A 26,024-nucleotide genomic window follows, 5' to 3' on the forward strand; every position below is an offset into this window, starting at 1 on the left:
ACACGGAGGCACAAAGGAAAATATATTTCACGCAAAGACACGAAGACGCAAAAGGGTAAAAAGCTTACAAAGGCACGGAGCCACAAAGCAAAATATATTTCCCGCTAAGACCCTAAGACGCAAAAGGAAAAAGCAAGAAAAATTACTAAGGAAGGTTTCCCGCTATCCTGCTTCTCCAGAAGCTGGATTTGACTCACGCTAAGACCGACCCTGACGAACTATGGACTATCGACTATGGTCTATTCACTTCTCCATTTTCCCTAAATTCATTTCCACAAAATCCATGTAACTCTTCCAATCTTCCAGAGTGAGATCATGTTCGCCTTCACGGATATGGTAACCTGCGAATGGTTGAATCACCGACTCTTTCAACTCCTCAAAATCCAAAGGAAAACTTACCTTTTTCCCATAAATCAAAGGAAATACCCTACTGCCCAATTTCATCGAAAGGTACTCTCCTTTGGGATCTGCCCAGCGGTCTTCCCTTGCACTGGAAAAATATATCGCCCGTGGCGCGATCAAGGAAACCAACATGTGTTGGTCGAGCGGCAACAGTTCTTCTTTACCATTGAATGCCTTGAAATTATCATTGAACCAATGTGGAAATGCCGTATTGATGACTTGGACTGTTTCCCCAAATTTCCTCTTGGACAAAGCCGCTCCCCCGCATCCTGATTCGTTGGGGATCGTCACCGCCCATCGGGTATCATTGGCACTTGCCCAAAGGGCTGCCTTTCCGGATCTTGAATGCCCAACCAAAACCGTGCGGTTTGCATCGATCAATGATTCTTTTTCGAAGTAATCCATCGCCCGCATTGCTCCCCAACCCCAAGCACCCAATGCACGCATGCCATCTTTTTGGCCCAATTGCTCGGGATAAAGAGTTTCAATTACGCCTTTAGAAAATCTATTTTTATCATCAGGAGCCACCGTCTCCACGTGAAAGGAAGCAGTCGCGTATCCCTTTTCCACCAATTCCTTAACCGCCCAAAAACCTTCCTCCACCAATTTTCCATCCGCGTATGGAGCTTGGTAATTGATCAATAAAAAAACAGGAAAAGGACCTTTGCCATTTTTGGGAATAAACACATTCAAGCGCATGGTGTGGGTTTTTCTTCCCCGGGAAACCTTTATATCAATCTCCTTCAGAATGGCAATACTTGGATAAGGATTTTGACTTTTTGTCACTTCTGAAAATGAAATATCATCAAAATACTTTGGGATCTGTCCATAAACATTTTCTTCAAAAAGCTTCAAAATCTCCGGTCTTCGGATGTTTTCCCAATCCTCAATAGTCAGTATCGGATTTCCCTTAAGACTGACGAATGGATCAGGCAAGATCAGGTCAGGAACTTTGCTTTCGTTATAATTAGCGGGGATCTGTGCCATAAGGTTTGTAGCGGTGAAGAAGAGTAAAAGGAGATAAATGGTTTTGAGTTTCATGTTGGCTTATTTAAAATGGCTTATTTCAGAGGTTTTGTATCCGATCCTAACTGCCCTTGCAGCAATGTTTTTGGCTTCAGGAATAGGCTCGTGGTACAATCTCCACCGCTTCCCACCTATTTCATCTTCTAGCTGATAGGCGATACTTGCTCCTTCGGTGGCAGAAGTCAAAGACATTTTTCCTCCTGACTTTTCAAATCCAACCTTAGCTGTTTCAGGCTGCACCATTCCCGGCCACATCATGTTGACCAAGTCAGATTCCGGAACAAATCCCAAATCCTTTACCTCCAATTGCCATTTGCTTAACGCAGTTCTCATTTCCATTAACTTTTCTTTGTATTCAGGCATTTGGGCAAGGTTGTGGATTTCGTAGGGATCTTTGGACAAATCATACAATTCTTCCTGTGGCTTGGTTTTCATAAAGATATAAGCCGCGCCTCCTGTCAGCTTCTCTTCTTGGTCCATTTCTATCAGAATCTTGGTCATGTCAATCTGCTCCCGGTAGGCATTCCGGTAAATCAGCGGCAACTCAGGCCGGAAGTTCCTGATATAAACGAATCTCCCGTCTATCACTGAGCGGCTCATGTCTACAGCTTCATCAAAACGGTCTGCAGAACCAAAGGCATATTGGTGTGGATTTTTGCTTTTGTATTTTCCCAAAAAAGCCTTTCCATGCATGTACTCCGGTGGCTCAATTCCTGCCAAAGACATCACGGTTGGACCCAAGTCCATCAGTGAAACAATGTCTTCCACTTTTGTACCGGCCATTTGCCCATTTGGCAGGCGGACAATTAACGGGACACGCAGTCCTGAATTCCCGACTGCGCGCTTTTGCCTCAGCAAAGGACCGCCATGATCCGACCAAAAAAAGATGATGGTCTTTTCCAATAATCCTGCATCCTCGAGTTCCATCAACAATGTTCCGACCTGCTGATCGAGTTCCATGATATTGGAATAAACACGCCCGACGTCCTGTCTCACTACAGGCAAATCCGGGAAATAAGTCGGGAGCTTTACCTGTTGGACATCCGAAAGCATGGGATCGGCTTTCTTTCCAAAAACCCTTGATTCGTGGGTGATTTCATGGTTGAATACGGCGAAGAAAGGCTGTCCTGGAGCGCGATTCTTGTAATGTGCCTCCCTTCCGATTTCATCCCAAGCGGTCATCGGAGAGTTGAATTGGTAATCTGTCTTGGCAGCATTGGTGGTGAAATATCCTGCTGCTCGTAGGTATTCTGTAAAGACTTTGACAAATGGCGGTGGAACAGCCGCATATTCGGGGACGTTTTTTCCATTGATGTCTTTTTGGCTGTAATAGGTTTTGTATACTTCCGCTTCCGGTTCTCGATAAGCATAGTGTGGACCGGTCCGCATATTATGGGTTCCGATGCTCACAGGATACATCGCCGTAATGATGCTACTCCGGCTCGGTGCGCAGACGCCTGCTGTGGCAAAGGCATTGGTAAACACAATCCCTTCCTTGGCCAATCGGCTGATATTGGGTGTCTTGATGCTGTTGTCACCATACACATCCAACAAAGGGCTGATGTCCTCCACCGAAATCCAAAGGATATTGGGCTTCTCGGAAGATTGGGAAAATGAGGTTATTGAAAAATGAAGGAAAATAAGAAAGAAAAAAAGACGGATTTTCATGGTTAAATGGGTTTGGTTAGCAAAAATATCCGTCTAAATAGCAATAAAAGCAAGATGTTTTTTTTTATGAATATCAATGTTCAACTATTTACGATTTGATACTAATTGATATTGGATATTCATGGATATTGTTTAGGAAGTTAGCATTCGTTATAATTTCAGATCATTTTTAGAAACAGACCCATCATCTAACATTAAAAATCCTTCCCCATATCCAAACGGATAAATAGGCAGGACTTTTATTTAAATTTTATTTAGATCAGGAAATCAATTTGCGTCTCTTACTGAGACTCCCAACTCACCGCTGGGACTGCTTACCGAGATTGACCGCTTTCTTCTTAAATACCTTCGAGGTTCAAAAAACCTCAAAGGTATTTATACTGAAAACTGACCACTCAAAAATCATCCCTATTCCTTCCAATCAACTTTTGACACCTTCACATCCCGTGAGTTTCCTCCGATCATGATTTCAAATTCGCCCGGTTCCCAGACAAAGTCCAAATCTGAATTATAGAATTTGAGGTCTTCAGGGGTAATGTCAAAGCTGATGGTTTTTGTTTCACCAGCCTTTAACAGCACTTTTCGAAAACCCTTCAATTCCTTCACAGGTCGGGTCACTGATCCTACTAAATCCCGGATATACAATTGGACCACTTCTTTTCCATCATACTTACCGGAATTGGTGAGTGTGATGCTTGCTTTCAGGGTTTGATTTCCCTTTAGTGAATTCCCACTCAACTTAAGCTCGCCATATTTGAAATTGGTATAACTCAGTCCAAAACCAAATGGATAAAGCGGATCATTTGAAACGTCGAGGTAATTGGACCGGAATTTTTGGAACCACTGTCCTTCAGGAAGCGGCCGGCCGGTATTCTTGTGGTTGTAATAAATCGGCACCTGACCGACATTTTGTGGAAACGTTGCGCTGAGTTTACCGGATGGATTCACATCTCCAAACAACACATCGGCAATGGCATCTCCTGCTTCACTTCCTGCAAACCATACATTCAAAATCGTAGGAACATTTTCTTCTTCCCATGTCAAAGCCAATGGCCTTCCTGTAAACAATACCATGACGACAGGTTTGCCTGTTTTGAGCAATGCTTTGAGCAGATCCCTTTGGTTTTCGGGAAGTTCGATATTGCTCATACTTGAAGCTTCACCTGTCATTTCGGCGGATTCTCCCAATGCAGCTACAATGACATCAGCATCTTTTGCTGCATCCAAAGCCTCTTGAATGAGCACTTCCGCAGGGCGGTTGTCGCGGTATGTTGGCTTTCCAAAAATGCTCACCCGAGATTCCAATAAGGAATCAGCGACCACATTGGCACCCTTGGCATAAATGATATTGGCCTTGCCTCCTACAGCTTTTTTCAATCCTTCGGTAAGTGAGATGGCCTCCTCAAATCTGCCCGCCACACTCCAAGTTCCTGCCATGTTTTCTTTGTTGTCGGCAAGCGGTCCGATGAGGGCGATGGTTCCTTTCTTTTGGATAGGTAAGATATTGTTGTTTTTGAGCAATACGAAAGATTGGGCTGCAATCTCCCGAGCGACCTTCCGGTTTTGTGCAGTAAATACCTCTTTCTTTGCCCGCTCAGGATCGGCGTATCTGTATGGATCGTCGAATAAACCCAACTTATATTTGGCGATCAAAATCCTTCTGCAGGCATCATCAATCTGCTTTTCTGTGATTTTCCCTTCTTCCAATGATTTCTTTAAAGTGATCAAAAATCCCTCTCCCACCATGTCCATGTCCACTCCTGCTTTGAGGGAAAGCTCAGATACTTTTTGCAAATCCCCAATGCCGTGGTCAATCATTTCATTGATTGCGGTATAATCAGTCACCACAAAGCCATCGAAACCCCATTGATTTCTCAAAACATCAGTCATCAGCCATCTATTGGCAGAAGCAGGAATTCCTTCTACCTCATTAAAAGAAGTCATCACCGATCCAACCCCGGCATCAACTGCCGCTTGGTAAGGCAAGAAATATTCATTGTACATCCTGATGCGGCTCATATCGACAGTATTGTAATCCCTGCCGCCTTCCGGCGCGCCATATAAGGCAAAGTGCTTGACACAAGCCATAATCGTATTGTTGAGACTGAGGTCATCTCCCTGATACCCTTTGACCATCGCTTTGGCGATCTGGGCGCCAAGGTAAGGATCTTCGCCGCTTCCTTCCGAAACCCTGCCCCATCTTGGGTCACGGGAGATATCCGTCATGGGCGAAAAAGTCCAGTTGATCCCATCAGCACTTGCCTCAATGGCTGCGATCCTTGCGGATTTCTCTACCAATTCCATGTCCCAAATACTGGAGATACCGATCGGGATCGGAAAAAGGGTTTCGTATCCGTGGATCACATCCATCCCAAAAATCATTGGGATTTTGAGTCTGCTTTCCTCCATGGCAATCTTTTGGACAACGCGGATTTTCTCAGCTGTTTTGATATTGAAAAGACCGCCAACGCTTCCCGCTTTGATCTTTTCTGCTATGTTGGAACTCGAAGCCAAACCGGTAGTAAAATCTCCCGAAGCAGGTAGATTCAGCTGCCCGATTTTTTCGTCCAAAGTCATAAGAGCAATAATGGAATCCGCTTTGTAAGTATACAATTGGTCCAAGGTCATATTTCCTTTGGAGGGATTCCAGTTCCAAGCCAATAAAAGCGTGAGGCTTACCGGGATCAATAAAAACTGAAGGATTCTTTTCATTTGAAGTTTATTTGAGGTGGTCAATCCAATAAAATTTACTTTGTGGAATAGATTCCTAATATCGGGATTTATCCACGCTTTATTCTAAATAATAATCTGAATGGTGATTTACTCTGTGAAAGCAAATCCCAATTTCTCAGCCCAACATTATTTCAAATTTTAACATAAATCTGAGCTACATTTTCAATCCACTCTGATTGGTTTTGTCCTTGTGGAAACACCATTTTCATTGAATGCTTCCACAACAAAATAGTAGGTTTGACCTACGGTGAGGCTTTTCAGGTCAAGTTCATTTTGACCATAGACGAGCCAAGAGCTATACAATTTGTCAGGGGCGATTCCCCAAATCACATTATAACCCTGTGCATTTGGAACGACATCCCAAGTGATCATGGCGTCGCGCTTGTCTTTCTCTCTGTCGATTTTGAGGTTTTTGACTGCGTTAGGTACCTTTTCATTGCCTAATCCAAATACCCTCAAACCGGAAATTGCAAGGCGGGGAGTGGGTACATGGATATTGGAATAACGAACATACCTTACAGATTTTGGAACTACCAATTCCACATAGTCATTGGGTACATCTTTGTAACTTTTGCTTCGGTCTACCAAGGTTTCCCAATTGACCCCATCCATTGATCCTTCGATCCGGTATCGGTGATACAAACCGGGAATTCTTCCGTACATGTCCGATTCATGGTCATGGTAATTGACTTGAATGGCGTGAACAGTGCCTGGTTTTTGGAGGTCGATTTCCACCCATTCTTCTGCTCCGTTGCTTTGGGCAAGCCAAAATGATTTGACATTTTCATCCACCAATTGTTCCGGAGAAAATCCTGCTACAGATGAAAATGACTTTACCGGTTTCTTGTAGGATAAGAGCATCCATCCGGCAAACTCTCCATTCTTTCCCGGTTCAGCCGGAGCAAAATGCGGATAATCTCCAAAATAGGTATCCGTATGCATCAGGTCATCTTTGTCAAAAAAAGTCGGGAACATGGCGATTCTCCTTTCCCAATTAACATTCACGGAGACGGCCATGCTTGCAAAATGCCAATAGGCACCGCCCGGTCCGATCACAGTACTTCCATGACCTGCCCCATTCATAAACCCGCCCGGCTTGTAAGAAATGGGGTTGTTAGGCGCATAAGTATAAGGTCCCAAGGGAGAATCGCTGGTGTAGACACCATCTCCATACACATTGAATTCCGTTCCCGGAGCGGCGTATTGCATGTAATACTTGTTTTTATACTTGGTCAGCCATGGACCTTCCATGTATCCTGCCAAAACGGTATCAGAATGGTTTTCACCAAATCTTTCCCATCCATGCTTGTCCATGTCTAATTTGAACAATTCAACTGTTTCCTTGGATGGCCGAAAGCGCAGATTTTTGTCCAGCTTTTTTGCCCTGACAGGATAAACATTGGAAGAACCCCAAAATACATAAGCTTGGTCATCGTCGTCAATGAATACATGAGGGTCTTGAAGGTCGTTGATAATCCCGGGTACGGCTTTCCAATCTCCCCGCTTCGGATTGTCAGTGTAGAGCAAACTCATGTGACCGGATGGATTTCCGGTTACATACAGTACTGAATCTTTATAATTATGGGCTGTGGGTGCATTGGATCCTTCAAAATACCAAGTTTCAGGTTTTATGAATGTCCAATTATTCAAATCTGTGGAATGCCAATACCCCATCGAACGAGTGACAAACATGTAATATTCCCCACGGAATTCGACCACGGAAGGATCCGCACCCGAGCGGTAGGATTTTCCTTCGTGGGAATTGTAAATCATGTACGTGTAATCCAGGTTAATGGGATTGCAATACGTCCGCATCTGGGTGGATTGAGCATGGGAATGGAAAACCAATCCCAGATAAAGAATTCCCAAAATTCCGATTTTGGTTAGTTTTTGAATTGTTATGACCATAGCTTTCCAGATCTAATTTTAAATGCATTTATGCAATGACGACAGTAAAATAATATCTCAACTTCATTATTGGTAGAAAACTGAAATAGCCAATACATCCGTCTTCCGACTTCGGTCTTCCGTCCTGTTTAGTTTTTCAATAAGTGAAATTCAGCCTATCCAAACCGGCTTTCACTTCAGTGTCTTTCATAAACAAATCCCAAAGCAGGGCTGTTCGGTGGTTTTCGATCATGATGACGATGGGGCCTTGGTCAATTGCCAGAAACGAATCTGCGTACCATTGCTCGGTGATGTTGAATGCATCATAGAAACCATATTGTCCCCAAAGCCTGTCCCCCATTTTGTAGTAGAAAAACCGCAATGCTTTCATGGATTCTACAGGAGTGAAAGGCATCGAGCCCAAGGCTGCCGTCGGAGTGATGACGCCAAGGTCATTGGTTGGCGAATGGGCATTGTAACCGAGGTGGTTGTCGCTTGCAGTAAAACCCCAACTATCCTCTGAATACCCTGCAAAACCTAGCGGGTTGCTAATGGCATGGGCTTGGTTGATAAGGGAATGGTTCCTGTTTTGTAGGGAATAATCAGCGTATTGGTCGGAAAGTTTTCGGGGATCCAATCCGAGAAATGAATAATGCGAAAAGAACAAAGGTCCTCCAAAATCATAACCCAAAGGCAAAGGAATCTGGTAAAATAGATTTCCATTTCTCATCGCTCCGTTGTTTGCCCAACCTTGGTGATACACTGCCGGATTTATCGGATGTGTTGGAGAAGCAGCTGCAAGGACATAGACAATCAAGGATTCATTGTACCCTCTGATCGGTAGGTTCATTTCCCAATTGAAGATTGGTGACCAATGCCAATAGAGGATATTCTGACCTCCTCGGGTGTACCAATCCCATTCTACCTCATGCCAAAGTTGTGTGATTTTGTTGATGATGGCACTTTCCAAAGGATTGGATGCATTTAGATAGGCTTTTGCCGTCAATAGGCCCTGAATCATAAAGGCTGTTTCCACCAGATCTCCGCCATTGTCTTTTTCACTAAATGGAATCACCTTTCCGGTATTGCCATCCAACCAATGCGGCCAAACACCATGAAACCGGTCTGCCTGTACAAGGAAATCAACAATCTGGTTCAACCTTTCTACTCCTTGTTGCCGGCTAATAAAATCCCTTTCGATCCCTACTAAAATTGTCATGACACCAAAACCTGATCCACCAACGGTCACCAGATTCCCTGATGTATTTCTTTCTCTAGCCATGCCACTATTGGGATGGGCAAAATCCCAAAAATACCTAAATGTCTGTTCCTGCACTTTGGTCAGTAAGGCTTCATCTGAAATGACAGGAAAAAAAGGATTGTCCCGAGATCTGGTGTAGAATATTTTTGAAGACCCCGCATATGATTCACCTCCTACACCTTTGATGGTATTTGCTAATTCAAAAGTGTATTTAGAAAGATCCTGAAGTGGGGTTAGACCTGAAACGGCCACATTTTTATCAGCCTCGGTATAAGTAAATTGAAGATTGGGAACTTCTCTACCCAAAAGCCTTACTCCGCTTTGGAATAATTCGCGGTTGACCGGTGCATTAAATTCAATGTTAATCGAGAAATCAAGAGGCACATTTACCGTCCTAGCTGTCTTCGTTTGCTCGGAATCCTGGATCGTCAGAGATACGATCTGAAGTCCGCCGAAAACAGTTTTGAAGCTGATTTCTTGTCCCACAAAATTGCTTTGGTTGGCACTTTTAAGGCTATTGGAAATGCCAATTCTATAGACTGTGTTGTTTTTTAAAAGCCCTACGGGATAAATGACGATGTTCCTGTTGTTTGAGATCAAACTTGTGGAAATAGTGACAAGCTGATCTCCATCAAAAAGTGAAATAGAATTGGCAACAGATGTGGGTTCAAGGGCTGCCGAAAAAATTAAAGTGATGGGCCTGTCCAAAGGAATGTTTTCACTGATCGGTGCCACCAAACTGATTGCAGTACCTCCTGCATCCGCTGATTGAAGTGCAACAATGGAAGCTTCAGGCTCATCTTTTTCGCAAGATGAAAAAACGATAATGTAAAGGAGAAAAAATAGTAAGGACTTCAGACTTGGTTTAAGGGAATATTCATTACTGCTTCTCGCCATGGGTTTTTGGGTTTTGTCATGATTTAAATTACCTGTGCAAAGGAATTTTCGCTTCCAATCAGAATGAACTTTATCATTCAGCATTTTTATATTCTTGATGAAGGATGGAAAAAAATGAGGATTTCAGTTTCCCAAAATCCTCATTTAATTATTTATCAAGCATGCTTATGGCTTTTCTGCTGTGATGATCGCTTGGATTTCAGTTTGGGTCAAGGCCTTGTTGAATAAACGGAGCTCATCAAACAAACTTGCATCGGACAAATGCCCCCACTCCGCAAACCTCGGTGCTCCCGAAGCAATGGAGAGAAGGTCGCAACCTGCCCAATCTATGCCTGAGAAACTTCCCTGACTTACCACCTGTCCATTGATATAGACAGCGGCTTGGCTTCCTGAAATAGTAAATGCCACATGAGACCAAGCACCGGCAGCAGGGTCAATGTCTGCTGCTGCACCTCCGTCAAACCATGCTTCTCCAGATCCGGTACCTATATTTAGCTTTATTCTTTGCTTGCCTCCGGCATTTTCCCTAAACAGACGGAAGCCTCCATTTCTGTTATTCATATTGGTAGGATTATTCGTGTCCGGTGGACCAATGACCATCAGGCCAGCCCTGTCAGGAGTACCATTGACTTTGTACCAAAAGACTGCGCTAAATTCAGGACTTAACAGGTTGATAGTTGGAAATGCAATGTTGGCATTGTTGGTTCCTGCATATGCACGACCGATCACACCGTCAGCAAAGCCCGGATTTCCGGTAACTGTAGGATTGGTGACTTTAACCAATTCAGTAAAATCGCCATCAAAAGGTAAATAGAAGGTTTCACCCTCATACACAGGTGTATAAGGTTCAACTTTTTCAAAATTTACGGTTTTGGTAGTAGTTTTTCCAGAAACATCTTTAGCAACAATGGTCAACACGTGTATTCCATTCGAAAGATTAGGATAGGTATGGGTCTTAACAAACCTCCTGAAATCAAGAAATTCTTCGAAAATGGCGATTTGGGTTCCATCCAGATTTACCTGAACGGACTCGATTTCGATATCATCAATGACTTCAAAAATGATGTTGATAGGAGTTACATCCTCAACCACCCTGATCAAAGTACCTTCAAGCGGGTAAGTGATATTAACTTCAGGTGCAGACACATCTGCACCAGGCTCCACCCTTACTATCTCATCTATATAGCTTTCGGTACAGCCAAAGCTGAGCAAAAGCATTGCAATCAATATTAATTTTATATTTTTCATTTTTTCAGATTTTTGGTTGACATGCTATTATCCATTATTGGTGGCTCCTTTGATCTGAGGCAATATATCCTGCTGCTCCAGTGGATATGGCAAATACCTGTGTTGGTTCAATTGAAAATTTCTACCCTCATAGTTCAGCTCAGTAGTCTTACCATGCCTAATTAAATCATGAAAACGAATGCCCCATTCAGTACCAAATTCAGCATATTTTTCATCGAGCACGACATCCAGAGACACACCGCTAACGGCCCCAAGTCCAACCCTTGCCCTGACTGCATTGACCGCTGCATCTGCAGAAAGTATAGAACTGCTTGCTCCACTGACCAAAGCTTCCGCATGCATTAACAGAATTTCTGAGTATCTGATCACAGGAAGGTTTTTGTTTTCTCCATAGGTAAATCTACCAGGTGTCAGTTGTGTAGAAGGTAGGTAAAACTTTCCGCTCAAAAACAGGTACCTCGGATGGCTGTTGAATACATCTCCATCCGGTGTAATATGGGATACCCAAGCAGGAAGTGTAGCATAATTGGGATCAGCCCTGAGTGCTGCAATTCCGGCAGGAGTGAAAAGAACAGTAGTTTGTAACCTTTCCTGCTCACCTCTGTCAAGCATAAATTTGATGTATTTCTGACTTGGTTCCCAGAAACCCCAACCGCCACCTGCACCTGACCTCGAAGGAGTCCAGCTTGCCGGACCAAAGAAATCCCAAAGGTATCTCGTTGAAGTTCCGGTTGGCGTTCCAAAATCAGAGTATTGAAATTCAAAAACGTTTTCCCTGTTAAGTTTTCCAGGTATCTTGAATAACTGATAGTAATCAGGCTCCAAAGCAAATATGCCACTGCTGATAATCTGACCTGTTGCTTCAGCCACAGCTGGGAAGTTTTTCAGATCAAGGTTAGCCATGGCTTTCACTGCAAGGGCTGTGAAAGCAGTAACCCCTCCCCTCACATCAGAACGTTGGTTGGGATGAATTCTTGGCAAAAGGGGGATCGCCTCATCCATTTGAGTGGAGATGTGCTGCAAGACTTCATCAAATGTAGACAGTTCCACATTGAACAAATCACTTGGCTGAGATGATCTTGGGATCAATACACTACCCCAAAGTCTCGCCAATTGCAACAATTCAAAAGCACGCATTACTTTGATCTCGGCGATGTATTGCTGAGCCAAAGCAGCACTGGCTCCGGCATCCTCATATTTTTGGATTTCCTCCATGGCTCCATGCCAATAGAGCAAATCTGTATAGAGGTTGAGCCAAGTAGAGTTGTACATCCAAAAATTTCTGTCATATCTAAAAACGTCTGTTTCCAATAAAGGAAATTGGTCTCCGGCCGAATTGACATCATCCCCTCTAACAGAGATGATCGGGAAAGTTTCCCATTGTAGGCTGTGCAATTCTGCGTAGGAACCAAAAAGCATCAATATCATATTTTGAGATTCGGTATAATCCGTATTCTCTGCTATGATTTGATTTTCGAGGGGCTCCTCCAACAAGTCTGTACATGACATTGCCGATAGCAATGTCAATGACAGGATGTATTTTAAATATTTTGAAGTTCTCATGATAGTTTCGGTTTAGAGTTTGATATTCAGACCCAAAGTGTAAATCGCCGGAATGGGATAAGTCTGACGGTCGATTCCATTCGCTACTTCAGGATTAAACCCGTTGTAATTGAACAATGTCAGCGGACGCTCGGCAGTGAAAGTGATTCTCGTCGCCGGCATCGCAATGCCGAGAAAATCCTTGTCTAAAATTGAGTAGGAAAGTCTCACATTTTGAATCCTGAAATAAGACCCGTCCTCTACAAAATAATCACTCATATTTTGGTTCCACCCTTTGCGGAGACCAACTGCAGAAGGATAGTTGTTTGAAGTTCCTTCTCCTCTCCAGAGATTTTCTATCAAATCAGCATCAAGGTTGGTATCGTTGGTAAAGATGATTTCACCTCTTTTTCTATTGAGAATTTTGTGCCCTGACTGACCTTGGAACAGCGCAGCAAAATCAAAATTCTTATAAGTGAATCCCATGTTGAAACCATAATTCACTTTTGGTAAGAAAGATCCCAAGACTACCCTATCCAGGTCATTGATGATTCCATCTCCATTTTGATCTTTGAAATTAAAATCACCCGGCACCAGATTGGAGGATGTGATAAATTCCTGGGTATATCCACTGCTATTGATCTGTTCCTGATTTTGGAAAACCCCATTGATTTGATAGCCATAGAAAGCATTGAATGGTTGGCCGATGATCGATCTCTGACGGAATTCTGCAGAACCGGCATCCAGACCGGCTGCACCGCCAAGTCCTCGCACCTCATTTTTCAAGGTGGCAAAATTTCCACCGATGAAATAAGAGAAGTTTTGGGTGACTTGGGTTTCCCAGTTTAGGGTAATTTCAATCCCTTGGTTCCTGATTTCACCTACAGACCTACGCTCCGTTGCTCTAAAAACAGGAGGAATGATACTTACTGCAAGATTTCTGGTGTCTCTGATAAAATAATCCGCCTCCATAGAAAGTCTGTTTTCAAAGAATCTAGCACTCAGTCCAAAATTCTGTTCAACAGTGGTTTCCCATTGGTTGATCAAGTCATAAGTTGGGTTGAGGTTTCTTCCGATTGTCAATACATCATTGATAGCTGTATTTGTTTCGCCTAAAGTTGGCGCACCGACCGAAGGACGGATGCCGTCATTTCCCAATTGACCCCAAGATCCTCTCAGTTTTAAGAAATCAACCCCTTTGATGTTCCAAAATTTCTCAGAAGAAACCACCCAGCCTGCACCGAAGGTTGCAAAATTTCCCCACTTGCTCTGAAACTTATTATTCCCGTCCCTTCTGATGGTTCCATAAAACAAGTACCTGTCATCAAAGTTGTATGCCAATCTTGCGAAATAGGATTGGAAGAAAAGGCGTGAATTGATAGTTGACCCGTTTGCATCTCCAACATCATTGATATCGATATTTGTAGCATTGTCCAAATACCAAAAATGCTCCCTGGTACGGTCTGGAATCGGTGTGATCCCTGCCCCTCTGGCAAAAAGCACTTCGCTGTATTCACTCCTGAATGAGCTACCCAATACTGCGGTAATGTTATGTTTATCAAAATTTTCGGTGTAGGTAAAGAAATTATCCCAAATCTGATCGAATCTCGAAAAGTTCTGCCTTCTAATTGAGGATTGAAAAGCAGTCACACCATCATTGTAATCAAATCCCACATTTCTTGTATTAACTCCCTCAAGGCTGTAGTTATATGCCGATCTGAAAGATAGTTTGCTTGGAATGATTTCGATATTTCCGTAGAAATTTCCCAAAACTTTGGCAACCTGATTTCTGCTGTCATTATATAATAAACTATAGAATGGATTTTGGCTGCCTCTATATCCAATCTTCTGTGCATTCGAAAGTTGGAATGGCGAAGCGTCGACATTCAAAGGATCATAAACCGGAATAATCGGAACAGCAAAATAGGAACCGAACCAAGCCCCATCGTCTCCATTGAATTGTTGGGCTATACTTATGTTAAAGTTGGTACCAACAGTTAACCACTCTTTGACATCAGAGTCAAGCTTGGCCCTGAAGTTGATTCTTTTAAACTCATTTCGGGTATCCTTCAATAAACCCTTCTGGTCAAAATAACTGACACCAAGGGAATACCTGGTTTTTTCACCGCCGCCGTTGAAAGATAAGTTGTGATTTTGGATAGCCGCCGGATTCATGACCTCTGCATACCAATCGGTATTGACATCGGGAAGGCTAGGATCCAACCTGCTTCTACCATATCGCTGAATGGCGTTATTGACAAATGCAATATCCGCAGGTGCACCAGTCTCATTAACATACTGGACAAATTGTTGCGTATTTGCCATCCTAATCACGTTTTGAGGAACCTGCATACCATAATAACCATCATACACAATCTCCGTCTGCTGGTTATACCCACCTGATTTGGTCTCGATCAATACAACTCCATTCGATGCCCTCACACCGTAAATGGCAGAGGCAGAAGCATCTTTGAGGATAGAAATCGTTTCGATGTCATTTGGATTCAAAAAATCAATGTTATCGAAGAACATCCCGTCTACTACGTATAGCGGTGCGGCATTCCCCTCAAAAGAACCGACTCCCCTTACCCTGACTGTTGGGCTTGCACCCGGAGCGCCATTACTCACTATCTGCACACCCGCTACACGCCCTTGAAGTGATTGCATGGCATTGGCGGCAGGCGTCTTGACGATAACGTCTGATTTTATGGTAGTGATAGCTGATGTCAGGTCTTTTTCCCTTAAGGAACCATACCCAATAAGTACAAATTCATCTAATGTATCTACATCTTGTACAAGACTGATGTTGATGGTTGTCATATTTCCAATGATTACCCTTTGACTGGCAAAACCCACGAAAGAGAAAACAAGCACATCCCCTTCATTGGCAACGATGGTATATTTACCATCTAGGTCGGTCACTGCTCCAGTACCTTTTCCTTCAAGCAAAACCGTAACGCCCGGCAGTGGAAGACCCAAGTCGTCCAATACTGTGCCTGTAATGGTGATTTCTTCGTCGATTTCTGAAACAACTACTTCCTCTATGCTATTATAAAATCCGTTTGCTTTGGAAGCAAAACTAAAGTTGAGTACCATCAACTGGACTACAAACCCATATAGGAAGAATCTGGATAACGTATATATTATCTTCTGTAAACTATTTTTCATAATTTTGATAGGTTTATTGAATTGAACTATTCTTTAAGCTTGGTGATTTGATGATTCCATTCCCCAATGTTTTGCATCAAAAAACCAATTCCTGCCGATTGATTTCCCAATCAGTCGGCTTTTTTATGTGCTGTCTTTTTCTACCATAGTTTGTTTTAATATCCGTTCTACCTCTATTTTATTTTTTTTCTATTCAAAATTTTTTAGGTCCCATTTGCGACCAATGATATCTTAATTGAGGATTCGTTATTGATTTTGATTTAAAAGAACGTTTTTAAGTTCATCACAACTAACTGATAAGAAGTCAATTAAATCGCATTGGTGTGATTTCTTTAAGGCCACCGTCCGGTCTGAAAGGAATGATTTCCAATCTGTCTAAATTTTCTAAAAAGCTTCAAAAAGGCCTTTCTCCATCTTTTTCAATTCCCATCCAATTCCCTGACCCTCAGAACGTATTAGAAAGAATTCCTTCTTTTCAAAAATCAAATGATAAATAATTACATTATTGGATTTCCCATCTTTAAAAAAGAAGGGAATTTTGTATAAAAATACAGGAACTAAATGGTTAAAGGCTTATACAACAATAGTGAAATCTTACAGAATTGGCAGATTGGCTCTTTCATTTCCAAAATATTGCACGGGATTATTTAAAAAAATCTTCCAAAAATTTGAGGCCAAATAGTTCAGTTTTCCTGACAAGAAAGTAATTTCAAAGTACTTTCTATTTTTAAGTATTGCTTTTGAATGAATCTGAAGAACGCGGTAATTGGTAAAGATTAAAAAATTCGGGTTTACTTCAATCTTTCTCCCAATACCAGTACCTGACCATCTGCTTTTAGCCTTACGTTCAATTTTTCATAAGAAACATCCTGAACAGCGAGGTTTTCATCGATCGCCATAGAGGCGGCTGTTGCGGCGGATTGTCCCAAAATCATAAAAACCGGCTCCATACGGATGGATCCAAAAGCTGTATGAGAACTTGACACGCACACAGGAACAAGCAAATTTTCGCATTCGGATTTTTTTGGAACGATAGTTCCATAAGATATGCTGTATGGGTTTTTGGGATGAACGCCGATATCTCCTTCATTTTGTACAAATCCATCCGCAGTCACTATCCGCTGGATATTGTGCGAATCAAGTGAATAAGAACCCATACCTACTGAATGCGGAACCTCTTTATCACCGAGGACATCGTGCTCAGTCATGACATAATCTCCAATCATCCTCCGCGCTTCCCTCACATAAATCTGATGTGGCCAGTTGCCATTGTCTACAAATTCATCTTTTGCCAATCCCCATTTAGACATTTCGTTGCTTACCGCTTCAGGAACTTTGGAGTCATTTGCCAAGAAGTACATCAATCCTTTTTGGTAATCCTCGTGTTCGCGGATCATGGTTTTCCTCTCTTCATAGCTAGCTTTCGGATAGGAATAATTCTTCCCTATATAATCTGTGCTGAAAGGTCCATGGTTATTGGTGTCTGTTTTGAGATTGGGAATGTCATCGAACTTGTCAAAAGTTTCATTCCAACCGGTTTCGAAAACCCTTGCCAATAATTCATACCTATTTGGATCATAATTCACAGGCTTTGGAAATGGAATCCTATTGTCCGGGTGCTGACTGAGTGCCATCCTGAAATTGTATGCCTGTACTTTGTCGTCACCTGTCCCGTTGGGTGGAAGTTTTGCGGCTGATATTTCCGGCAACAAACCACTTGAAGAATCTCCGGCTACTATATATGGACTTACAGGATTTTTGAAATAATGTCCATGTTGGAATACACCAAACTGCACCCCATTCCACTTTTCTCCATAAGTCTCGTTGGATTCCCTTCCGATATGATAAGTTACCCCAGCTGCCGCCAAAAGGTCTCCTTCATAGGTGGCATCAATAAAAATTTTACCCCTAAAAGTCTTACCAGATAGTGTCATGAAAGAAACTATTTTTCCATTTGTTTTCGTCAAACCACTTTCTCTATCCAACCATTCATCTCGGAGAACTTCTATTTCATTTTCCCTGACAAAATCCTCAAAGATCATTTCCGCAACATGTGGTTCAAAAATCCACATGGTCCGCGCATTTCCATCTATTGCAGGTATTCCCTGACCCTTGTTTCCATATTCCTCCCTTTTCTGCCATTTCCAAGCGGAGTCATTTTGGTAATGCATATATACACGGTGGTAAAATTCCCTTGCCAAGCCACCGATGACCGTTTTGTCTCCAGTATCTGTAAAACCCAAGCCTCCTGAAGAAAGTCCGCCTAAATGGATATCCGGAGAAACTACCAAAACAGATTTACCCATTTTTTTGGCTTGAACCGCTGCAATTATTCCGGCTGAAGTTCCTCCGTAGATGATGATGTCAGCTTCGAAAGCGGATTTATCTTCTTTTTTGCAGCCAAGGCATACTATTAGGATAAATGCTATAAGGAAATTGAGGGATTTGGACATTGGTTAATTGGTTATTTGGTTATTGGTTATTTGGTTATTGGTTACTTCGTTTGCGGTCAGTACAAGTATTTGGTTATTGGATAATGGGTTAACTTAATTTATCAAATTTCGATAGAAGTTATCAATTTAAGTTTCGATTCAATAATCCTACTGATTGAAAGAAAGAAAAAATAGATACATATGGTTTAATTTCCTGTCCCTTTAGGGACAAGATATGGGTAGGACGAGTTTGATTTTAGTTCATTCCCGTGCCTTTAGGTACGGAATATAGGTTGTACCTAAAGGCACAAAAGCCATTCGATTGATCAATTTTTTTACCCAGATTATGTCCCTAAAGGGACTTTGGCCATTTGCAGAATTTAGAATAGAGGAATTTAAGAACAAAACTCCTAAACCTGACAAATCATATTTAATCCAGTTTTTTGATTTTGATTTCCTTAAACTCAACACCTTGACCTTCTGCCTGTAATCCGATGTAGCCAGATTTCAAAGGCCTATCCTCCTCGAACAATTCATCAGTGAATCTATTGACAACACCACTGGAAAGTTTTTGATGTGGCTTAGTATACCTGAGAACTGTATCACCATTGACGAGATGCATGACCAAAGAGTCTTCATACACAATGAGTTCTGCCTTGACCCACGCATCCCAAGGAAAGGTTTCCGAGGTAGAATTGATACAGTGTCTTGGATCGGACACGCCTTCGAAGTACACTTGGGTTCCCGGAGAGCACATATTGCCTGTAGGTCGTGGATTTCCATCTCCCGCATCTGCCAACATCTGATATTCTACCGAAACCGGCCAATCTTGTTCTTTGAGGATAGTATTCGGGTCTTGGGAATGAAACATGACACCGCTGTTTCTATAAGTAAAGTCAGGGGCATCTGACATCCATTGGTCTGTAAACCGGTATTCCCATTTGAGATGAAAAGAAGAAAATGGCTCTTTGTAGAATAAATGACCATACTTTTCTTCAAAAACTTCATATTGATCATAGTTGACTTGAATAGCACCATCCACAACCCTGAATGTTTCAGCAAAATTTTCGCCTACCTCGTGCTTGTGGATTTTAGGAACCCATCCATTTAGGTCTATTCCATTAAAAAGTGTTTGCCAAGATTCAGCCTCACTTTCATTTTTTTGGCTTCCAGCACAGGAGAAAATTGTGAATGTGATCATGCAGAAAGCCAAGAAGTTTATCAGTCGGATCATTTAATTGGGTTTTTTTGGAAAATATACAAATTAAATTTTGCAGGTCTACCCCGGTCGAAAAATTAAATCGACTATTTTTAATCCAAAAACTCATCACTACCGAATCAAAAAAAATTTAAATACAAACTGATGTGAACCCCTCTGAGGAGGTTATTCATAACCGAACTTGTAAATTTTCCCATCAAAGCCACAGATATACAACTCGTTTTGTTGATCCACTCCAAAGGAAGCTATTGGAAAAGAGGCTTTCATCAATTCGGTATTGATCGGATTCTTGATATTGGCGTGGTTCAAAGTCCAAATCCTGCCTGAAACAAAATCCCCATAAACATATAATCCCTTTAGTTCATCCAAGGTAGCTCCGCGATAGACGAATCCTCCCGTCACAGAAACATCCCCATTGGAATGGCCATATTCTACGATAGGCATTAGTAATCCGGTTTGGTTACAATTGTTTGCGGGATTGTAGCACTCAAACCCTTCCATTGTCCGCCATCCGTAATTACCACCATTGGTGACAATGTCTATTTCCTCTGCCCTGTTTTGGCCTACATCACCTGCCCACAACCTTCCGTTTTGGGTGTCAAAACTGAAACGCCAAGGGTTCCTTAAACCATACGCATAGATCTCTGCTCGGATACCTGAAGCATTATTAATAACAAATGGATTATCTAATGTGATGGAATAATTTAGAGATCCCGATGGGCTGTTTACATCTATTCTGAGGATTGTTCCTAACAATGTTTTAGGATTCTGCCCATGATTTTGGGGATCGCCGCCAGACCCTCCATCTCCAACTGCGATGTACAAAAAGCCATCAGGCCCAAATGAAACCTGTCCTCCATTGTGGTTAGAAAAAGGCTGAGGGATTTCCATCAACACCAATTCACTTGCCGGATTGGCTTGGTTGATATTCGAAGCAGAAACCTGAAATCTGGAAATTACAGTTCGGTTGGGGTTGGCGGCGGTATAATTGACATAGAAAAAGCCATTGGTTTCATAATTGGGATGAAAAGCCAAACCCAAAAGTCCCTCCTCATTTCCTTGGTCTTTCACTTTGGATTCAATATTCAAAAACACCTGCTTGGTAGTGGCAGTAGGATCATTTGGAAATACGGATATCACTCCTCTTTGCTCCACGATAAAAGTCCTATTTGAATTGTCCCCGGCATTTTGAAAATCAACCGGCCTTTCAAAAGTCAAATTGGGATAAGCCACTTTGACCACAATGGGTCCCTTTTCTGTCTGATCGACATCGCCATTTTCCTGAATGCAGGAAACATTAAAAAAAAACAGGGGTATCAAAACGCAAAAATGGAGGATGGGATTTTTCATAATTTTACCTTTTGGTCAAAAATTTAACGTGTTGCAACTCATTTTATTGAATGGGGTAATTTAAAATTCAGTTCATTAAGTATAACTGATTTTATTTCAAGTTCTACATTTTCCTTGCCTTTGGCTCGTAGGGTAAGCTTCACTTTTCCCTTTTCAAACCTTCCCTTTCCCAAATATATCAAAGGCCAGTTTTTCTCATAAACCTCCCCCCTTGGAACTCTATCTGGACTAGGAATTTGTTCAGCAACATTGGCTCCTAAGATCGTTGTGCCCCATTCCTCACCATTCAAATCAAGAACAATTTCAAGCGGTGAGCTATTGGACATTTGTGCATATACCTCATACTCGCAGTTCTGTACTGCTTCCAAGTCCCAATATACCTGATCAGATTCTGAGGTGAATCCCACAAACCAATCATTGGCCCATCCCATTTTTCCCTTGAAACTGACCCCTCCCATCATTTTCCCATCAGGTGCCGGAAGTTCTATCCGGGGAATTTGCGCATGTCCAACTTGGATCAAAGGGGGTGTAACACCATTTTTGGTCACATTCTGGAACCAAGCCAAATATTCCTCCTCCATCATTTCCACCAATTGGGGATTTTCAGCGATAACATTTTGGATTTGGAAATAATCGTTTTCCAGGTCATAGAGCTCTTTTTTGTTGTTTTTCAGGGTCAAAAGATACTTCTGATTTCGGATCGCTCCGGGAATCGTATCGAAATCCCGGTTGACATGGTGTGTGAAAAAGTACCTGTCTTCCCATTGCGGATTACCCTTGATCAACGGCAATAGACTTTTGCCATGGGCCTCAAGGTCTTGGGAAACCGGTATTCCCAGCAAATCCATCAAAGTCGGAAGTACATCAATGTGTGCCGCCCAAGGTTTAATCACCTGATGTGGCTGACCGGGAATCCGAATAAAAAACGGAACCCTCACTCCTCCCTCATCTAAATGGCCTTTGGCCCCTTTCATGCCGCCGTTGAACCGGACTCCATTGGGACCATTGTCTGTCATAAAGATGACAATGGTATTATCAAGTTTCCCGCTTTGTCTGAGAAAAGAAATCAGCCTTCCGACATTGTCATCGATATTTTCTACCATTCCGTAGACCGCTGCGTCTTTGTCGTTAAGTCCTTTGGCTTTGTACATATCAAAGTATCGGTCAGGAACCTGAAAAGGGCTGTGGGGAGTATTGAAGGAAAGCATCGCAAAAAAAGGGGCTTCTCCCTCCATAAAATCCATCGTTTTGTCAGTCAAGAAATCAGGCAAATAACCTTCGAAAGAAACTTCCTCAAAATTATGCGTGAGTTTGCTGTCAAAGTAATTGTTAAGATGACCTTCAGTAAATCCCAAAAACTCCTCAAAACCTTGCCCTAAAGGATCATGGGGAAACTGTTTTCCCTGATGCCATTTACCAAACAATCTTGTCCGATAACCTGCAGGCTGGAGCATCTCCGCAATCGTGATTTCCTCCTCCCTCATCACTTCCATCCTATGCGTCACCCAAGTAGTGCCTGTGGCCAGATGATAGCGCCCCGTGAGCAGGCTCGCACGCGTGGGTGCACAAACGGGAGAAACATAAAACCTTTCAAAAATCACGGATTGAGCCGCTAATGAATCCAAATGAGGAGTTTCAATCACCTCATTTCCATGGTAGGAAAGGTCTCCCCAGCCTTGGTCATCCGTGATGATAAGCAGGATATTGTGTTTAGGTAAAATGATTTTTTCTTTGCACGAGCCAAAGAAAACTAAAGAAAATAAAAAAAATAGCAGAAAGGAAAAGGGGAACTTCATGGTCAATAAGGTTTGCAATACTCCAATCAAGATACCTGAAATTATTGGAAAACATCAAAAATTATCAATGCTAATCCCTACTTTTAAGGAACAAAAAAAAACCTATAACCTATGAAATATAATTTTGTAAAATCAATTTCGGCAGCAGCTGTTATTCCCTTTTTGGCGTTGTCCTGTGCTCCCAAACTTTTTGTAAATCCCCCTTTGGTCAGTCACGTCTACACCGCGGATCCTTCGGCGCATGTTTTTGAAGGGAAGATTTACATTTACCCTTCTCATGATTTAGAATCCGGTGTCACGGAAGATGATATGGGATCGCATTTTGACATGAAGGATTTTCATGTTTTCTCCATGGACAAACCGGGTGGAAAGGTTACAGATCACGGCAAAGTGTTGGACGTGGCAGACGTAGCTTGGGCCAAAAGACAAATGTGGGCACCTGATGCGGCAGAGAAGGACGGTAAATATTACTTTTATTTCCCTGCAAAGGATGCCAATGACCTTTTCAAAATCGGCGTGGCAGTTTCCGATAAACCAACAGGGCCATTTGTCGCCAATCCTGAACCGATGAAAGGAACCTTCAGCATTGACCCTGCGGTATTCAAAGACGGGGATGGAAGTTACTACATGTATTGGGGAGGAATTTGGGGTGGCCAATTACAACAATACCGTGATGGCAAGCATAGGCCCGTAGGCAAAGGACCGACCGATGGATTGCCTGCTGCAGACCAACCAGCCCTTATGCCTCAAATGGCAAAATTGAATGCCAACATGATGGAACTTGCCGAACCTGCACGACCGATTCAGATTGTGGATTCCTCAGGAAATCCCATCCTAGCCGGAGACAATGAAAGGAGATTTTTTGAAGCTGCCTGGGTACACCAATACAAAGGAAAGTATTACCTCTCCTACTCTACTGGCGATACCCATTTTATCGCTTATGGCATAGGGGACAATCCTTATGGTCCTTTTACTTACCAAGGAGTTGTCCTGAATCCTGTTCAGGGATGGACCAATCACCATTCCATTGTTGAGTTTGAAGGCAAATGGTATCTCTTCTACCATGACACCGAATTGACCAACAAAACCCACCTGCGCAATATCAAGATGACCGAATTGGTCCACAATGAAGATGGCACGATACAGACTATTGAGCCTTTGAGAAAGTAGATAAGATTTGAGATTTGAGATTTGAGATTTGAGAAATAAAAACACCGTCAAATAGATTTTTGACGGCGTTTTTTATTTTTTACGCTTGCGCCTTTCTACATTCAAATGGGAGGTAAATCTTCATCATTTTGGCTCCTTCGAACAACTGTCCGCCGCGGCGGAGCGAAATAATACCAGCCCCGTGCAAGGTGCTTCTCTGGTTTTTATACTCAAACAAATTTCCATGCACCACAGCTCGGGGTTAAAGAAAACGAGGTTTCATTGGTCCCGATTAATATCGGGATTGGGAGAAAAAAAGGAAAGAAAGGAATTGGCCTCACACCAAAAACAGGGAAGGTTGACAGAAAATTATCAAAGTAAAGATTGGTCCTAATGGAATTACAAATTGCAATTATAAGAAGGCGTAATTGCAAATTCCGCCTAGGGGAGATTCCTTCGACCAAAAGCCCCAACGGCGCAAAATATTTGTAGCCATGGGTAAGGTGCTAAACCTAGTTTTATATTTTCTCAAATCTCCATGCACCGTAGCCCATGGGTAGAATGGCGGTTTTTTCGGTATTTCGGTCACGGGTCTCATAATTTGGATAATCTCTATTACCGAAATCTAAGTGAAATCTCCTTATTTTGACTCCTTCGTCAAACAGCCCTGAAGCGGGATAAGCCTGGCACCAGAATAAAAAAAACCGTCTAGTTTACACCAGACGGTCTTTTCATTTATGTTTGGATAAATCCTAAATGAATTCATTCAAGATATTCTCGTACAATTCCTGCTTGCCGCTGGTTTGTTTTGGTTCGCCGTTGGCTACCGCCAAGCTTCTTAAATTTTCCAAAGTCAGCTTGCCTTCTTCGAATTCTTTTCCTTTTCCATCATCAAAAGAAGCATAGCGCTGCTTTCTCATATCAAGATAAGCTGAGTTTTCCAAAATGTCATTGGCAATCAACATGCCTCTCGCAAAAGCATCCATCGAGCCGATGTGTGCCAAGAACAGATCATCAAGATCTGTAGAATTCCTTCTCACTTTGGCATCAAAGTTTACACCTCCACCTTTGATACCTCCGCCTTGAAGGATTACCAACATGGCCTCAGTCAGTTCCTGAAGGTTGATGGCAAATTGATCGGTATCCCATCCGTTTTGCGAATCTCCTCTATTGGCATCGATTGAGCCTAACATGCCGGCATCCACTGCTACCTGAAGCTCGTGTTGGAAGGTATGTCCTGCCAAGGTTGCATGGTTGACTTCGATGTTCAATTTGAAATCTTTGTCCAATCCGAAATGTCTCAAGAAACCGATCACAGTAGCGGCGTCATAGTCATATTGGTGTTTGGTTGGTTCCATCGGTTTGGGCTCGATAAAGAAGGTTCCTTTGAAACCATTCTTCCTAGCATAATCCCTTGCCATGGTCAGAAACCTACCAAGGTGTTCTGTCTCACGCTTCATGTCGGTATTGAGTAACGACATATAGCCTTCACGTCCACCCCAAAACACATAATTCTCACCATTTAATTTGATGGTGGCATCAATGGCATTTTTCACCTGAGTTCCTGCCCAAGTCACGACATTGAAGTCAGGATTGGTAGAAGCACCGTTCATATAGCGTGGGTTGGAGAATACGTTGGCTGTTCCCCAAAGTAGCTTCACCCCGGTTTCTGCCTGCTTTTGCTTGGCATAATCTGTGATGACCTGCATCCTGCTTTCATATTCAGAAAGGGAATTTCCTTCATCAATGAGGTCAACGTCATGGAAGCAATAATACGGAGCGCCGATTTTGGTGATGAATTCAAAAGCAGCATCCATTTTGTCTTTAGCTCTTTGGACTGCATCTGCATTCGCATCCCAAGGTCTTATCATTGTTCCAGGCCCAAATGGATCAGCGCCTGTGGCACAGAAGGTATGCCAATAGGCTATGGAAAATTTAAAATGTTCTTTGAGGGTCTTTCCTCCAACAACTTTATTTTCATCATAATATTTGAATGAAAACGGATTTTTGGATCCCTTTCCTTCAAACTTGATTTGGTCGATGTTTGGAAAATAGGTTTTTGACATGGTATTTATAGGTTATTTTTTAATAGATATGAGATGTGAAATTTGAGTAAGCAGTGGTCAGTATTCAGTAAGCAGTGTTCATTAACCAGTAATCAGTAATCAGCATCTACTCATTACATGGTTTGGCTGTAAACTGTAAACTGACCACTATAAACTGTAAACTTCCCACTGTAAACTGGC

General features: G+C 42.4%; 14 protein-coding genes. 1 reads left to right on the forward strand and 13 read right to left on the reverse strand.

From position 1 onward, the window contains the following. Positions 1 to 243: 243 nt before the first annotated feature. The 12 genes from M3O96_RS12350 to M3O96_RS12405 all read right to left on the reverse strand — a co-directional run bounded on the left by M3O96_RS12350 (position 244) and on the right by M3O96_RS12405 (position 22,629). Positions 244 to 1,443, reverse strand: coding sequence for an alpha/beta hydrolase family protein (locus M3O96_RS12350; protein ID WP_249720904.1), 1,200 nt, complete (start codon positions 1,441 to 1,443; stop codon positions 244 to 246). Between the two features lie 6 nt (positions 1,444 to 1,449). Next, positions 1,450 to 3,096, reverse strand: a complete 1,647-nt coding sequence (locus M3O96_RS12355) for a sulfatase family protein (RefSeq protein ID WP_249720905.1) — start codon at positions 3,094 to 3,096, stop codon at positions 1,450 to 1,452. Positions 3,097 to 3,504: 408 nt separating this feature from the next. Continuing rightward, entirely contained in the window at positions 3,505 to 5,808 is a 2,304-nt protein-coding gene (bglX, locus tag M3O96_RS12360) for a beta-glucosidase BglX (protein ID WP_249720906.1), read from the reverse strand. Between the two features lie 183 nt (positions 5,809 to 5,991). Next, positions 5,992 to 7,737, reverse strand: a complete 1,746-nt coding sequence (locus M3O96_RS12365; RefSeq protein ID WP_249720907.1) for a family 43 glycosylhydrolase — start codon at positions 7,735 to 7,737, stop codon at positions 5,992 to 5,994. A gap of 136 nt (positions 7,738 to 7,873) precedes the next feature. Continuing rightward, on the reverse strand, positions 7,874 to 9,958 hold the full coding sequence (locus M3O96_RS12370) for a glucoamylase family protein (RefSeq protein WP_249720908.1): 2,085 nt from the start codon (positions 9,956 to 9,958) through the stop codon (positions 7,874 to 7,876). Between the two features lie 81 nt (positions 9,959 to 10,039). Beyond that, on the reverse strand, positions 10,040 to 11,122 hold the full coding sequence (locus tag M3O96_RS12375) for a LamG-like jellyroll fold domain-containing protein (RefSeq protein ID WP_249720909.1): 1,083 nt from the start codon (positions 11,120 to 11,122) through the stop codon (positions 10,040 to 10,042). Positions 11,123 to 11,149: 27 nt separating this feature from the next. Next, entirely contained in the window at positions 11,150 to 12,685 is a 1,536-nt protein-coding gene (locus M3O96_RS12380; protein WP_249720910.1) for a RagB/SusD family nutrient uptake outer membrane protein, read from the reverse strand. 12 nt (positions 12,686 to 12,697) lie between these two features. Beyond that, the gene (locus M3O96_RS12385; RefSeq protein ID WP_249720911.1) at positions 12,698 to 15,832 is read right to left on the reverse strand and encodes a SusC/RagA family TonB-linked outer membrane protein; all 3,135 of its coding nucleotides are present in this window, start codon (positions 15,830 to 15,832) and stop codon (positions 12,698 to 12,700) included. A 791-nt stretch (positions 15,833 to 16,623) separates the two neighbouring features. Further along, positions 16,624 to 18,285 (reverse strand): FAD-dependent oxidoreductase, encoded by a 1,662-nt coding sequence (locus M3O96_RS12390; RefSeq protein ID WP_249720912.1) that lies wholly within the window; start codon positions 18,283 to 18,285, stop codon positions 16,624 to 16,626. Positions 18,286 to 18,694: 409 nt separating this feature from the next. After that, a complete protein-coding gene (locus M3O96_RS12395) occupies positions 18,695 to 19,498 on the reverse strand; it encodes a 3-keto-disaccharide hydrolase (RefSeq protein ID WP_249720913.1) in 804 nt (267 codons plus the stop codon). A gap of 150 nt (positions 19,499 to 19,648) precedes the next feature. After that, entirely contained in the window at positions 19,649 to 20,833 is a 1,185-nt protein-coding gene (locus M3O96_RS12400) for a PQQ-dependent sugar dehydrogenase (RefSeq protein ID WP_249720914.1), read from the reverse strand. Between the two features lie 38 nt (positions 20,834 to 20,871). Beyond that, positions 20,872 to 22,629: an arylsulfatase gene (locus M3O96_RS12405; protein ID WP_249720915.1), complete on the reverse strand. Its 1,758-nt coding sequence runs from the start codon at positions 22,627 to 22,629 to the stop codon at positions 20,872 to 20,874. Positions 22,630 to 22,740: 111 nt separating this feature from the next. Here M3O96_RS12405 and M3O96_RS12410 point away from each other — a divergent pair, with 111 nt between their 5' ends. Beyond that, positions 22,741 to 23,799 (forward strand): glycoside hydrolase family 43 protein, encoded by a 1,059-nt coding sequence (locus M3O96_RS12410; RefSeq protein WP_249720916.1) that lies wholly within the window; start codon positions 22,741 to 22,743, stop codon positions 23,797 to 23,799. A 731-nt stretch (positions 23,800 to 24,530) separates the two neighbouring features. Here the strand turns inward: M3O96_RS12410 and xylA are convergent. Next, positions 24,531 to 25,844, reverse strand: coding sequence for a xylose isomerase (xylA, locus tag M3O96_RS12415; RefSeq protein WP_249720917.1), 1,314 nt, complete (start codon positions 25,842 to 25,844; stop codon positions 24,531 to 24,533). Between the last annotated feature and the right edge of the window lie 180 nt (positions 25,845 to 26,024).

The sequence above is a fragment of the Aquiflexum sp. TKW24L genome (genome assembly GCF_023502205.1).
Lineage (GTDB): Bacteria > Bacteroidota > Bacteroidia > Cytophagales > Cyclobacteriaceae > Cognataquiflexum.

Bases quoted from the DNA above. Each gene is read 5' to 3' on its own strand.
- M3O96_RS12350 (WP_249720904.1), bottom strand. From the start codon at position 1,443: ATGAAACTCAAAACCATTTATCTCCTTTTACTCTTCTTCACCGCTACA.
- M3O96_RS12355 (WP_249720905.1), bottom strand. From the start codon at position 3,096: ATGAAAATCCGTCTTTTTTTCTTTCTTATTTTCCTTCATTTTTCAATA.
- bglX (WP_249720906.1), bottom strand. From the start codon at position 5,808: ATGAAAAGAATCCTTCAGTTTTTATTGATCCCGGTAAGCCTCACGCTT.
- M3O96_RS12365 (WP_249720907.1), bottom strand. From the start codon at position 7,737: ATGGTCATAACAATTCAAAAACTAACCAAAATCGGAATTTTGGGAATT.
- M3O96_RS12370 (WP_249720908.1), bottom strand. From the start codon at position 9,958: ATGCTGAATGATAAAGTTCATTCTGATTGGAAGCGAAAATTCCTTTGC.
- M3O96_RS12375 (WP_249720909.1), bottom strand. From the start codon at position 11,122: ATGAAAAATATAAAATTAATATTGATTGCAATGCTTTTGCTCAGCTTT.
- M3O96_RS12380 (WP_249720910.1), bottom strand. From the start codon at position 12,685: ATGAGAACTTCAAAATATTTAAAATACATCCTGTCATTGACATTGCTA.
- M3O96_RS12385 (WP_249720911.1), bottom strand. From the start codon at position 15,832: ATGAAAAATAGTTTACAGAAGATAATATATACGTTATCCAGATTCTTC.
- M3O96_RS12390 (WP_249720912.1), bottom strand. From the start codon at position 18,285: ATGTCCAAATCCCTCAATTTCCTTATAGCATTTATCCTAATAGTATGC.
- M3O96_RS12395 (WP_249720913.1), bottom strand. From the start codon at position 19,498: ATGATCCGACTGATAAACTTCTTGGCTTTCTGCATGATCACATTCACA.
- M3O96_RS12400 (WP_249720914.1), bottom strand. From the start codon at position 20,833: ATGAAAAATCCCATCCTCCATTTTTGCGTTTTGATACCCCTGTTTTTT.
- M3O96_RS12405 (WP_249720915.1), bottom strand. From the start codon at position 22,629: ATGAAGTTCCCCTTTTCCTTTCTGCTATTTTTTTTATTTTCTTTAGTT.
- M3O96_RS12410 (WP_249720916.1), top strand. From the start codon at position 22,741: ATGAAATATAATTTTGTAAAATCAATTTCGGCAGCAGCTGTTATTCCC.
- xylA (WP_249720917.1), bottom strand. From the start codon at position 25,844: ATGTCAAAAACCTATTTTCCAAACATCGACCAAATCAAGTTTGAAGGA.